Below are 12865 nucleotides of genomic sequence, written 5' to 3' on the forward strand. Positions count from 1 at the left end.
CATCTTTTCTCCATGTCCTTGCCACGCTCCTTCGCATTTCTCCTCCTCGGCCTTGCCACAGCTAACGCCCAGCAACCGGCGGAAGCTCCGGGAAATCCCGCTCCTCCTCCGAGCGTGCCCGTTGCACCTCCAGGTGTTCCCGTCCCAGGAGTCATCCCGCCTCGTCCCGCCGGAGCTCCCGGCGCGAACCAGGGTAACAAAGCTCCGACCAATCTGGGAGACACGCCGATCATCGAGGACATCAATGAACCGAAACTCACCGGCAATGCGCTTGCCGGGCTTTACCGTCGATACACCGGCAGGCGCGTGATCGTTTCCGCCGCCGCTGCCGCCGCCGAGTTCTCGTTCGTTCAGGAAGCGACTCCCCAGGATCCTCTTACTTTCGCGAAAGCCGCCGAGCTCCTCCGCAAAGCCGCCATCATCGAAAATTTTGTTTTCGTGCCCGATGGACAGGACAAGAATCTAGAATTCCTCACCCTTCCCACTGGCGGCATTCGCCCGACTCAGCGCGGAGTCGAGGTTTATACCGATAAGGGTCTTGTTTATAGCGAGAGCGACGCCCTCCCCGAGGGCGACGCCGTCATTTCCTACGTGATGCAGCTCAACTACATCAAGCCGGTCGATGCGCAGAACGTCTTCACCCAAATCATTGGCCAGTTCGGCGCCTACGGTTCCATTGCTCCGGTCGCCAACGCCTCCTCCCTCATTATCACGGAAAACACCTCACTGATCCGCAAGCTCATCGACCTCAAAAAGGAAATCGACAAGCCCGGCTCCGTCCAAGGCACGCGTTTCATCAAGGTCCAATACGCCGACGTCACCGAGATCGCGGACACCCTCACCACCCTTCTCACGGCCCAACAAACCGGCCAGAAAACCGCTGGCATTCAACGCGCGGATGCCGCTCCGGCTCCAGGTGCTCCGCAAATCGCCGGTCAGGCTGGAAGCTCGGGCAGCGGTGAGGAAACTCCCGTCCAAATCGTCCCCGATCCCCGCACCAACCGGATCTTCGCCATGGGCCGTCCGGTCGATCTGTTGTTCGTGGAAGGACTCGTCCGCGAGTTCGACGTGGAAACCAGCGAGAAGAACTTCCTTCGCCGCAAACTTCGCTTCCTCACGGTTTCCGATTTCCTGCCGATCGCCGGCGATGCCCTCAACCGCGCCTTCAGCAGCGGTGACAAAGCGGGTGGCGCCGCAAGTGCCCAAGGTGGCGGAGCCGCACGCGGAGGAGCCCAAGGTGGCGGAGCCGCAGCCGGCGGACGCACCCAATCAGCCGGCCGTCAGAGTTCCGCAAGCTCGGGCTCCAGTGGAACCTCCGCTGGCAGCGGCAGCTCTTTCGGCGGCAGTGGCAGCTCAAGCGGTGGCGGCGGCGGCGGCACGGGAAATGCCCTGAGCGATCCGGAAACCAACTCCGCTCCCGAGTCGGTCTTGGTCGGACGGACGCTGCTGGTCGCAGACAATATCACCAACTCCATCGTCGTCCAAGGCCCGCCTTCAGGCTTGGAAATCATCGAGCGCCTGCTCGACCAGATCGACGTGAAACCGGATCAGGTGATGATTTCCACCGTCATCGGCCAGCTCAGCCTCTCGGACTCGAACCAATTCGGAGTGGACTACTTATATCGTGGCAATGACTTCCGCGCCGGCGGCGGCGGCGGCAACGGCGTTATCAAGGACCTCATTACGCCAGTGGCAGGAGCCGCAGCCGCAGGAAGATTCCCCCGCTTCGACCCACGCTCCCTGACCGGCAGCGGCCTCCGGGCACTGGGAACCATTGGCGATCTGCAAGTTTATCTCAAGGCGCTCGAGAACAAGACCGACTTCACAGTGCTTTCCAGACCCAGCATTTTCACCTCCAACAACCAGAAGGGCACCATCTCCAGTGGTGAAAAAATCGCCATTCCGACGGGTAGCAACACCTACGGCGGCGGTACTGGTAGCAACACAAGCACCAACATCGAGTATCAGGACGTTGTCTTGAAACTGGAAGTGATTCCGCTCGTGAACTCGGATAACGAAATCACCATGAAGATCGCCCTGTTGAACGATGAGCAAAACGGCACCCAGACAATTGAAGGCGGCGCCGGCAACGGCCAACCACTCACGGTCCCCAAAATCTCCACCCGGGAAATCCTCACCACCGCCACCGTCCCGAACGGCCAGACCATTGCCCTCGGCGGCTTGATCATCGGCCGGAAAGGCACCGACCGAAGCGGCATCCCGATCCTCAGCAACATTCCCTATCTCGGGAGACTGTTCTCCACCACGACCGATACGGACACCCGCAGCGAGCTGCTGGTTTTCATCCAGCCATCCGTCGTGAAAAACGATCGCTCGCTCGATGCCGTCCAATCGGACATCGATGCTCGCTACAAGGTTTCCTCCAGGGCTCATGAAATGGCCGACGGACCCGGCGTGCTTCCTGATGTCGGCGCCATCCAACCGGTGGCGGACAAGGAGAGTGGCCATCAATCGTCCAGGGTGCAGCCCGCCCAGACCTCGAATCCCGAGCCTGCTGCGAGCACCATGAAGCCGTCGATTCGCCCGGCTCACCGCCACTGAAAAATTCCGGAATTATTTTTGAACGCCGCCGTTCCCCATGGGTCAAAAGCCGCTGAAGACCGTACGTAAGTTCGCGTTTTCATGTAAGGGTGAACAGCAGTTGTCAGCCTCATTACGGGCCGCGAGTTAAATCGCGCGTGTGTTGAAGTTGTTCAGCTTGGCCGCCGGAGTGGGTGCTCCGGCGGCCTCTTTTTTGCCCACAAATGAGGAGAATGGACGCCCTCGTCCATTCATCATCGAGGCACCTGCGCCGAATGGACGAGACGTCCATCCCCCCTTCCATGAGAGGATCAGGAGGCCACACGACCTCCCAAGCCGCTCGCGATCACTCGGGCAGCACGATCTTCTTGCTGAGATGGGCCGGGCGGGTGTTCAGGAAATTCACATCCAGCCACATTTTTACCCGAGCACCGATCTCGCGGATTTTCGTCTTCATACCGGCTTGGGTTTCCACGTCGCGGGCGTTAAACCCATACGCCTCCATGCCGTTGGCTTTCGCCAGATAGATTCCCCGCTCGTTCTGGAACCTCTGGCTGATCAAAAGCAGCGACCCCGAACCAATGCTCTCCTTCACCCGGAACACCGAGTCCAGAGTCCTCAGCCCCAGCGGATCACAGACGATACGGTCCGGGGGAATTCCGCGCTCGATCAGCGCCTGCTTCATCTTTTCAGGCTCGTTGTAATAGCGGCTTAGATTGTCACCCGAGACGACAAGGGTCTCAACCTTACCGGATTTCCAAACCTCGACAGCGGCGTCAATCCGGTAGCTAAAATACGGATTTTCGTGCCCGTTGACCCGGTCCGTGGTGCCGAAGACCAATCCCACCTTGGTCGGTGGCAGCGAGGCGACATCATCGAAAAGGCGTCCGCGTGAAGCCCACATGGCGGTGAAATTGGCATAGGCGATCACGCCGACGCCCAACACGCCGACAATCAGGAGAAAAATCAAAATCCGTTTGCTCCAGCGCTTGAGGAAACTCTTCGCGCCGGGCTTCATAAACTCCGCGTGGTTTGAAGCTCGGTCGGCCGACGCGGCCATTGCAGCAAGGATCGAACCACGTCGGAGAAGCCGCCCGCCAGCGGCTCTTCCGGGGCAATCACCCGCAAGCGGTTGGAGGTGTCCACAAAACGGACCTCGGAAAAGCGCCCGATCCATTCGCCGTCCACTTCCACCGGCACCTCGCGGTCCGCCCGGACGATGAAACTTTCCGTCTGGAAACAACTCGTCGAAGCCACCAGATCGATCCCGCCGAACGCCAGCCCGCGCAGCGAATCCAGTACCAGCCGGTAGCCCGCTTCCTTGTAAACGAGGACATCGAGCTTGGAATCGTTGTTGTTCGCATTCCGGAAAAATTTGAACTGCCCGCCGTACAGCGAGCCATTTCCCGCCAGTACGGCCACGCCTTCCTCGCGCCGTCCGTCCGGACAAATCACCTCGATCTTCGGCGGGGTTTCACCGAGAACCTTCACCGCCGCTAGCAGATAGGCCAGCGGCCCCAGCTTCTTCTTCGCCTCCCACGACGTTTCCTCAATGACCATCGCGTCGAATCCGACTCCGGCCATCTGGACGAAGGGCGAGCCGTTCGCCTCGAACAAATCCACTTCCCTGACAAACCCGCGCTCGATGACCTGGAACGCCCGCTCCAGCGTGTCGAAGGGGATTCCCATTTCCCGGGCAAACACGTTCATCGTCCCGGCCGGCAGAACGCCTAACAACGTCCGCGATCCCGCGAGCCCGCTGACCACCTCGTTAAGCGTGCCGTCACCACCGGCGGCGATCACCACCGGCTCGCCCGCCGCGGCGAACCTGGCCGCCAATTCGCGGGCCTCGCCGGCGTGGTTCGTGGCGAACAGTGCAAACCGGTTGGCGTGACTCATCAGGAAACGAAGCACCCTCCCACCCTTCTGGCTGCGTGCCTTGGGATTGAAAATGACCGGATACCGGTGGGGCGTCTCCATGCGCGATTCTTCACCTATCGCCGCCCTATCCGCAACCCGATTTCACCCGAGCGCCGCGATCACCTTGTCCACCGGCAGACCCATCACGTTGTCAAAGCTCCCGCGGATTTCCGAAATGATCAGCTCGCCGGATTCCTGAATGCCGTAGGCCCCGGCCTTGTCGAGCGGGTTGGCGAGGGTGAAATAGCGGTCGATGGCAGCGTCGTCGAGGGGGAGAAAGGTGACCTGGGTGATGTCGTGAAACACATTTTTGCCGCCGCCCGGATAGATCACGCAGACGCCGGTGCATACTTGGTGCGTCCTGCCGGAGAGCCGTCGCAGCATTTGCCGCGCGTCTTCCATATCGGCGGGTTTGCCAAGCGGCAGGTCGTCGATGAAGACCAGCGTGTCTGCGCCGATGACGGTGGCGTCCGGCCTAACGTTTGCGACCGCCGCGGCCTTCAAGGTGGCGTTGATCTCGCAGAGAACATCCGGTTTCATTGATGCGTCGTGGATTTCCTCGGCCGGGGAAACCACTACTTCGAACACGATACCCGCCCCGCCTAACAATTCATGGCGGCGCGGAGAAGCGGAGGCGAGGACGATGGGCATGGTGAAAGAGAGCGCTGGCTTCAGCCAGCGAGTCTTAGTAGCTGCAGCGGTTGGTAAAGCGGAAATTGAACCGGCCGGCAGGAACCCAACGCTCCGTTAGAGTCCTGGAGCCCGTAAAGCCCGGACGGCCACAACCACGTTCAGCGCTTTGTCCGCCAAAATCAATTTTACACGGCACTAGCGATTCTCCAGCGCCTGCATTTCGTCGTTCATGTATTCCATCAGCCGCTGCATGTCGGTGAGATGGCGGCGCATCCGCTCTTCGGTTCCGCGTTGCGAGCGACCGCGTGGTAGCGGCGGTCCTCCGTTCGCGGGCTCCGGCTTGGCTTCGTCATCCTCGCGGACTTGGGCCAGCGCGGGATTCGCGGGATCCTTTTTCAACAAATTCTCCACAGCGGCGGCGGGCATGACAAAGGAACGAGTACGGTCGGCACGCGCCATCGTGATCCCCAGCACACGACCATTCAAATCCACCACCGGGCCGCCGACTTGGTTCGGGGAGACACGCAGGTCGCTCTGAATCACATGGCTGAACGAGTCGCGGATCTGGCTGATCGGGCCACCCATGCGCTCCATTTGCTGGAGTCTGGCACCGAAATACTGGTGCGTTTCGGGGCGGTTGCCGAGTGAGACGTCGATCGCCTTTTCACGGCCGTTCACTTCGACCCACAAGGAAACCTTGCCACCGGGAGCTGCGCCGTTGAGGGCGTTTCTCAGCGCGAGGACTCCGGAAATCGGGCGATCACCAACTTTGAGAATCACATTTCCGGGAAGCAACCCGGCCTTGGCGGCACCGGAACCCGGATCAATTTCGCCAATCTTCACGCCTTTGCCCGCGAAGCCTTTGGCGGCGACGACGCCGAGGTAGGCCAGGTCCGTATCGCGGAGATTGCGCTCAAGCACGCTAACGACGCCGAAGCCGGCGAGACGTCCGTCCGGCTGCGGAGCGGCGAGGAAACTACCGAGCTTCGGCGCTTCGTGCGACCAGCTAACAGGAGCGAGCGCCGCGCCTTCGATATCCAGCACGACGAGGTCCTCGTCTTCATAAACTCCGGCCAGTTTGACAGCACGGGCTTCCCCCGCGCCATTGCCGACCCGCAGGTTGCCGGAAGCCCTGGCGACCTCGCTCCACTTGCTGACAATTTTCGTCCCGTCACCCACCACGGTACCATAAGCGAGCCGGCGAGATCCCGCCCAGATTCCCACCGTGGACTTGGCCGCAGTCGTAAGCTCCGGGGCAATGGCGGTGCCGGACTCCTGATCCTGCGCGGTGATGGCCTGCCGTTCTTCCGGCAGCATCAAAGGAATATCCTCATCTGTTTGAGGAGAGGCTCCATCCGGCATCGAGCTGAAGATGTCGTCGTAGCGGGCCAACAAAACATCCACGTCAATCGTCTTGCGGTTGCGCAGGATGCCGAGTTTCACCTTATCGCCCGCCTGATGCTTGGTGAGGGCCTGCTCCAGACGATTGGCGTCGGGAACGGTTGCGCCGTCCAGACTCGTGATGACATCGCCCGGTCGCAGCCCGGCCGCAGCAGCAGGAGAACGCGGAGCCATGGCATCCACCGGCACGCCCTCGGTTCCCCGTGAGCGGCCCATGGCAATGCCTAACACCGGCTTCTCGGGATTGGCGAAGGGATTCATGGAAAGCTGACCCCATGCCTCACCCGCGCGGATGCGGTCCCAGTCCTGCTTGAAACCGTCGATGCCGGCATGATTATTGTTGGTTAGAGAAACGCCGATGGAAGAGTTGATCCCGATGATTTTTCCGTTCAGGTCGAACAACGGTCCACCCGAATCGCCGCCGATCAGCGTGCAATCGGTGGTAAGGAAATTGCCCGGTCCTTTCGAGACCACCCGGCCAAATCTAACCGGAGGCGTCCGCGTAGCGTCGAATCCCGCGGAGTGTCCCAGCGCGACCACCCAGTCACCGGCGGTGAGTGATTTCGACTCACCCATTTCGGCAAACGGCCATGGGCCCTTGCCTTGGATCTGCACCATCGCGATGTCCTTGGAATAATTCGCACCCAGCACTTTTCCCTGCACTTGCTCGCCATCCGGAAAGACGACCGTCACCTCTTCAGCACCCTGCGTGACGTGCGCAGCCGTTAGAATCAATCCGTCGGCGGTGGTGATCACGCCGGAACCGGACGACTCGGTTTTTTCGGAAAGCAGCGCGACCGTGGCGGGCATCACCTTGCGGGAAACCGTCTCGACCTTCGATTGCAGCCGGTTGAGGTCGTCAAGCGTGTGGACCGGTTCGGCGGCTTGCAGGATTCCGTTGCCGGCGAACAGGCCCAGGCAAACTCCGGCGAGGGGAAAAAAGGATTTCACTTTCATGGCTTGTTGCATCCTCAGCGACACCCGTTTGTCGGTTTGTCTGTCCCAATAATCAAGGATGGAAGGTTCGAAAAGGATCGCTTATCATTCGCACGAAGATGCCAAAACGCAACCCGCCAGATGATGACCGCCTTCGCGACAGGAACGCGCCTCACCGGGCACCATCGCGCGGCCCGGGAGCTGCCTCGCTGTTGTTTTTCTGGCCCTTTCATTTGGTCAATTTGCTCACCCGGCCGCTCGGGAGTCCGTTGAAATTTCTGGTCCGGATTTTCGCCTACCCCGTCGTCGCCGGGCTGTATCCCCTGCTCGTTTTCGCCGTCGTTTATGGGATCCGGGCGCAGCAGTATGACCTCGCGAAAATCCACGCGATGCCGGAACGCACGATCATCCACGACCGCCTCGGTGAGGAAATCGGCCGCATCCACGGCGAAAAGCGCTCGATCGTCCCGCTGAACCAAGTCGCGGAGAATTTCCGCAAGGCCATCCTCGCCCGCGAAAACGAGCGGTTTTACAACTACGGAGCCGTCGATCCCGTCGGCATCGGCCGCGCTGTATTGAAAAACCTCCAGGGGAAAAAGGAAGGCGCGTCCACCATCACCCAGCAGCTCGCGTCCGACATTTTCAAACTCAAGGACCCCGAAAAAATCGATGAAATCCGCAGCAACAAGCCCCGGCTCCTGATGATGCAGATCGACCGCAAGTGCCTTGAAATCGCCATCGCCTTCCGCCTCGAGTCGGCCATGACCAAGGACGAAATCCTCGAAGCTTACATCAACCAGATCAACTGGGGCCGTAGCATCAACGGAGTGGGCGAAGCATCGCGGATTTATTTCGAAAAGCATCCGTCCGAACTCACTCTATCAGAATCCGCGCTGCTCGCAGGGATCGTCCGCGGCCCCGATGCCTACAATCCGTTCAGCTCCATGGAAGCCGCCACCCGCGAACGCGGCACCACGCTTGATCGGATGGTGGACGCCGGAGTGATCACCAAGGCCGAGGCCGAGGCAGCCAAACTCGAACCCATCGAAGTCCGGCCGAAATGGCGGCGCGAGGCCAAGCAATCCTATGCCATGGAGGCGATCCAGCGCGACTTGGAGGTCATTCTGGAAAAGGAAAATATCGAGCTCGGCGGACTCGACATCACCACCACCATCGACCTCCGCATCCAGCACAAGGGCGAGGAGGCGTTAGACAAAAAACTCCGCGAAGTCGAGAGGATGTCCGGTTATGACCACCAGACCCAAGCGGCATGGCGGCAAATCCCCGCCGACCAACGCAAGGAGCCCGACTACATCCAAGGTGCCGCCGTTGTCGTCGAAAACCGCACCGGAGCCGTGCTCGCCGTGATCGGTGGCCGCGACGCTAACGAATCCATTTTCAACCGCGCCACCCGCGCCAGTCGCCAGGTCGGTTCGCTTTTCAAACCCTTCATCTATCTGGCGGCATTCGACCAGGGACTCCGGCCCGACACCAACATCAGCGACGGCCCGATCGAGACCGGCGAAATCAAAGGTGCCGGCAACTGGCATCCGCACAATTCGGATGGAAAATTCGGCGGCATGCAGCCGGTTTCCTACGGCCTCATCCGTTCCCGCAACACAATGTCCGTCCGCGTCGGCAACTACGCCGGCATCCCGAAAGTGAAAGAGGTAACCCGCATGGCCGGCTTCACCACGCCGATGCCGGACAAGCCGACGTCCTTCCTCGGCACCTGGGGAGCCTCGCCGTGGGAAATTGCCACCGCCTACACTATTTTCCCCAACGAGGGCATCCGCTACCGGCCCTATCTGATTTCCGAAATCAAGGACCGCGACGGCAACATCCTCTGGCCTTCCAAAGATGACAAAGGCCACCCGATTTCCCCCACGCTTTCCTATCCGGCGGCCAAAGCGGGCTCCGCATGGTCGGTTTCCCGTATCCTCAAGGAAGTCGCCACCAGCGGCACCGCCTCATCCATCAAGCGACTCGGCTTCGACAAACCCTGCGGCGGCAAAACCGGCACCACCAACGATTTCAAGGACGCCTGGTTCTCCGGCTTCACATCGAACCTGACCTGCGCCGTCTGGGTCGGCTTCGACCAGCCGAAAAAAACCTTCCAAGGCGGCTACGGCGCCACCCTCTCGCTGCCGGTCTGGGTGGACATCATGAAAACCGCCGACCGCCTCGGCTACAAGGCGGGCGAACTCAACGCCAACGTGAAGCTCGTGGAAATGGAACTCTGCCGCCTCTCCGGAAAACGCGCCACCGCCGGCTGTCGCGAAGCCGACACCGCCTACACCGACAAGGTCCCCGTCGATATCGCCCTTCCGGAAAACGACCTCTGCCCGATCCATCCCGCCAAAGCCCAAGCCGTTGACGAATCCTCCCTGAACGCTCCCGAGCCACCTCCGCTCAAGGCCCAGCCCGTGGCCGACCCGGAAAAGCCGCTGCGCGCCGTGCCGGTGGAGTGACTTGTTGAAACGGCTATAATCGGCTAATAAATCAGCCAAAACTGCCGTGCTTCCTCCCAGCCTTTCCTAGGCTATCAATCCAAAAAACCAATAGGACGTCTCAAATTTTTGGCAACCCCGCAATCAGGCGACACCAGCTAAAGGATTCCAAACCTTATCAAACCCAAAACCTTGAAAATCCTTCAGATTCGCCGTGGCGAAATCAGTGACTCCGAAGGCACGGAGACTTAACGCCGTGCGGGTGTCGTAGATGCGGCGGCGGGCGAAGTCGGGGACGGCTGCTTGTTTCCAAAGTTCGGTGTGGACTTCGCGACTGGTGGGCGGGAAGCCGAAGACTTTCCAACGGGGATGTCGGCGGTAGCTCTGGATCACGGAGACCGCCTCGGGAGCGGTAAGCGCATGGGAGAGAACGGCGGGATTCCGCAACAGCAAATAGAATTCGGTCAGCACGAATTCGCTCAACGCCACGTCTTCAAGTAAAGAAACTTCTTCGAGGAAAGCGCGGGCCGCCTCGTGATTGGGGGAGGACTCGCTGTAGCAGTAGAGCAGAAGATTCGCATCGATGGAGAGCATGGAGGTCCTGTCGAGAAAGGTTCAGAACAAATGAGGATCGCCATCGGCGAAGGCGGCTTCACGTAGCTCCTCGGCACTGAGGCCTTTCCATCCAACTCGGCTGGAGGTGGGTGGTGTCCAAACAGTTGGAGCTCTATCAGCGGTTTCGGGATATACTTGGAGAAGTAGCTCCGCGCCACGCCGGAAGGTTTCTGCCAAGGACCATTCACGATGCTTGGCAAACGCGCGAAGTTCCTCAAAAAGCTCCTCAGGCATTTGAATCTGAGTCTTCGTCATGCCGCGGATTTTACCGCTCCATCAATTTGATGTCAAATTAGCTTTCGGCGTATATGGCAGATTGTGCACGGTCTTTCACCTCCCCTACTATTCGTGGTTTTAAATTCCTCTTTAGGATCATGAAGGATAGGCGTGATTTCAGGCAGCTGAATCTGAATTTTCGTTATGCTGGAAAGTCAAAGCGGCCGACGATTTCGCCAAGCTTGCCCACAACAGTTGGCCGAACCAGTATCCCCGTCGTCCGCAGATTTACCTCATGTCCACCTGGCGTCCGATCCATCCCCTGCCGTTTTGGAAGCGATGGCTGCCGGCGTGGTTGCACGGGCCGGTGAAGTTGTTGTTCCAGCTCTCGATCACCGGACTCATCGTGGGATGTGGCGTGGCGTTTTTCTATTTCATGCTGGCCTCGCGGTTTGACATGGAGGAGGTCGCCAAGCTTCCGTCGGGCACGGTTTTTCTGGATCGGAAAGGGGTCGAAATCACCGCGCCGGGATCCGTGGGGCGCAAGCTGGTGAAACGGGAGGACATCCCGGACTTTCTGGTGAAATCGCTGCGGGCCCGTGAAGACGCGCGGTTTTTCGAACACGGCGGCATCGACGTCCGCGGGCTGTTGCGGGCGACGCTGCGAAACATCAAGGACCGGGATTTCACCCAAGGCGCGTCCACGCTGAGCATGCAGCTCGCGCGGAATTCCTTCAAGATGAAGCAGAAATCGCTGCATCGGAAGCTGCTGGAAATCGCCCTCACGTTGCGGGTGGAAGCGCGCTACACCAAGGACGAGATCCTCACGCATTATTTGAACCGCATCTACTTCGGTGCCGGGGCGGACGGCATCGAGCAAGCGGCGCAAACCTACTTTGGAAAAACCACGCACGATCTCAGTGAAGGCGAATGCGCGATGATCGTCGGCATCATCCGCGGACCGCACATTTTCTCACCGTTCCGGAATCTCGATGCCGCCATCGAACAGCGGAACCAGACACTCAATCGCCTGATTGCGATGGGACTCATCGATACCGCCCACCGCGACCGCATCATAGCCGAGCCGATCAAGCTGATGAACGAGGAAGAGCATGAAACGCAGACTTCCTACGCGCTTCAAGCCGTGCGCCGCGAGCTCGACGGCATCCTTGAGGACAACGACATCCACCTCGGCGGCCTGCACGTCCGCACGACCCTCGACGCCGGGTGGCAGAATCGGTTGGAAATCGAGCTCACCCGCGCGGTGGAGGATCTGGAGCATGAAAAAACGTGGCAGCATCCGACGGAAGCCAAACATCTGGCAGGCACCGAGCCCGACTATTTGCAATACGCCGCCGTCACCACCGACTTGAAAACCGGCGCAACGCTGGCCCTCATCGGCGGGCGAAATTACAGCGATTCCCGATTCGACCGCACCCGTTCCAAGCGCGATCTCGGCTCCGCTTTCGAACCCTTCGTCGCCGCCGCCGCCGCCGAGCGCGGCAAGCTGGTGCTCCCAGGAAGGCCCGTGCAAACCGGTCGCCAAATCGGCCCGGGCGAAGTGGAGCGCATCGCGAAACGCTGCGGAATTTCCGGCCCGTTCCTGCAAACCGAGGACCTGTTTCGCGGCTCTGTTAGCGCCACGCCGTTGGAAATGTCCGTCGGCCTCGCCACCCTCGGCAACAAGGGCAAACGGCCGAAACCCTATTTGATCCAGGAAATCCGCGATGCGACCGGCGAGGTGCTCTACACCGCCGAGCCCAATCTAACTGCCGCCCTCGGCGCAGCGGCGGCGAGCGACGCCGCCAGCGTCCTGCAAAGCTCCGGCGGGACCCGCTGCTTCACCGGAGCCACCGGCTCGGAACGCGACGCATGGACGCTTCGCCTCGGCCCTAGCGGCGCGACTGCGATCTGGCTCGGCTTCGACAAGCCCGCGGTCATCGCGCCGGAGCCACGGCTCAAGGCGCTGCTCGATGAGTTTGTGAAGCGGCTGGGAAACAACTGAGCGGCGGCGCAAAAGTTTGCGTGCAATCCACATGCGGCAGTTCCTCCCCAATTGGATAGGTTTCACTCATTGACGACGTGAAAACGGAAGCGTCAAAAGCCCGCAACCTGCGGTTTATAAAGGACTCATGTCGCACGACCGATGGCTA

8 protein-coding genes are annotated in these 12865 nt (G+C 60.2%); 3 read left to right on the forward strand and 5 right to left on the reverse strand.

Going from position 1 to position 12865, the window contains the following annotated elements; translation table 11 throughout:
• Positions 1–12 precede the first annotated feature (12 nt).
• Positions 13–2562 carry a secretin N-terminal domain-containing protein gene (locus ABIQ96_RS19740; RefSeq protein WP_348216361.1) on the forward strand — a complete coding sequence of 850 codons (2550 nt, stop codon included), beginning with the start codon at positions 13–15 and terminating at the stop codon, positions 2560–2562.
• 325 nt (positions 2563–2887) lie between these two features.
• On the opposite strand, the gene ABIQ96_RS19745 is transcribed toward ABIQ96_RS19740, so the two are convergent.
• The 4 genes from ABIQ96_RS19745 to ABIQ96_RS19760 all read right to left on the reverse strand — a co-directional run bounded on the left by ABIQ96_RS19745 (position 2888) and on the right by ABIQ96_RS19760 (position 7452).
• Complete coding sequence (locus ABIQ96_RS19745) at positions 2888–3559, reverse strand: ElyC/SanA/YdcF family protein (protein ID WP_348216362.1); 672 nt, start codon at positions 3557–3559, stop codon at positions 2888–2890.
• Positions 3556–4521, reverse strand: coding sequence for a diacylglycerol kinase family protein (locus ABIQ96_RS19750; RefSeq protein WP_348216363.1), 966 nt, complete (start codon positions 4519–4521; stop codon positions 3556–3558). Before ABIQ96_RS19750 ends, ABIQ96_RS19745 begins: the two co-directional genes overlap by 4 nt.
• 42 nt (positions 4522–4563) lie before the next feature.
• On the reverse strand, positions 4564–5112 hold the full coding sequence (locus ABIQ96_RS19755; protein WP_348216364.1) for a Maf family protein: 549 nt from the start codon (positions 5110–5112) through the stop codon (positions 4564–4566).
• Between the two features lie 177 nt (positions 5113–5289).
• Entirely contained in the window at positions 5290–7452 is a 2163-nt protein-coding gene (locus ABIQ96_RS19760) for a trypsin-like peptidase domain-containing protein (protein ID WP_348216365.1), read from the reverse strand.
• A gap of 98 nt (positions 7453–7550) precedes the next feature.
• On the opposite strand from ABIQ96_RS19760, the gene ABIQ96_RS19765 reads away from it, so the two are divergent.
• The gene (locus ABIQ96_RS19765; protein ID WP_348216366.1) at positions 7551–9902 is read left to right on the forward strand and encodes a transglycosylase domain-containing protein; all 2352 of its coding nucleotides are present in this window, start codon (positions 7551–7553) and stop codon (positions 9900–9902) included.
• 123 nt (positions 9903–10025) lie between these two features.
• On the opposite strand, the gene ABIQ96_RS19770 is transcribed toward ABIQ96_RS19765, so the two are convergent.
• The gene (locus ABIQ96_RS19770) at positions 10026–10475 is read right to left on the reverse strand and encodes a TA system VapC family ribonuclease toxin (RefSeq protein WP_348216367.1); all 450 of its coding nucleotides are present in this window, start codon (positions 10473–10475) and stop codon (positions 10026–10028) included.
• Between the two features lie 532 nt (positions 10476–11007).
• Between ABIQ96_RS19770 and ABIQ96_RS19775 the strand changes: the two genes are divergently transcribed.
• Positions 11008–12717 carry a transglycosylase domain-containing protein gene (locus tag ABIQ96_RS19775; protein ID WP_348216368.1) on the forward strand — a complete coding sequence of 570 codons (1710 nt, stop codon included), beginning with the start codon at positions 11008–11010 and terminating at the stop codon, positions 12715–12717.
• Positions 12718–12865: the final 148 nt, after the last annotated feature.

The organism is Luteolibacter sp. (genome assembly GCF_039920825.1).
In the GTDB taxonomy this organism is placed as follows: Bacteria; Verrucomicrobiota; Verrucomicrobiia; order Verrucomicrobiales; family Akkermansiaceae; genus Luteolibacter.

What these genes read in the sequence shown, in the direction of transcription:
- ABIQ96_RS19740 (WP_348216361.1), top strand. Translation starts at nt 13, where the DNA reads ATGTCCTTGCCACGCTCCTTCGCATTTCTCCTCCTCGGCCTTGCCACA.
- ABIQ96_RS19745 (WP_348216362.1), bottom strand. Translation starts at nt 3,559, where the DNA reads ATGAAGCCCGGCGCGAAGAGTTTCCTCAAGCGCTGGAGCAAACGGATT.
- ABIQ96_RS19750 (WP_348216363.1), bottom strand. Translation starts at nt 4,521, where the DNA reads ATGGAGACGCCCCACCGGTATCCGGTCATTTTCAATCCCAAGGCACGC.
- ABIQ96_RS19755 (WP_348216364.1), bottom strand. Translation starts at nt 5,112, where the DNA reads ATGCCCATCGTCCTCGCCTCCGCTTCTCCGCGCCGCCATGAATTGTTA.
- ABIQ96_RS19760 (WP_348216365.1), bottom strand. Translation starts at nt 7,452, where the DNA reads ATGAAAGTGAAATCCTTTTTTCCCCTCGCCGGAGTTTGCCTGGGCCTG.
- ABIQ96_RS19765 (WP_348216366.1), top strand. Translation starts at nt 7,551, where the DNA reads ATGCCAAAACGCAACCCGCCAGATGATGACCGCCTTCGCGACAGGAAC.
- ABIQ96_RS19770 (WP_348216367.1), bottom strand. Translation starts at nt 10,475, where the DNA reads ATGCTCTCCATCGATGCGAATCTTCTGCTCTACTGCTACAGCGAGTCC.
- ABIQ96_RS19775 (WP_348216368.1), top strand. Translation starts at nt 11,008, where the DNA reads ATGTCCACCTGGCGTCCGATCCATCCCCTGCCGTTTTGGAAGCGATGG.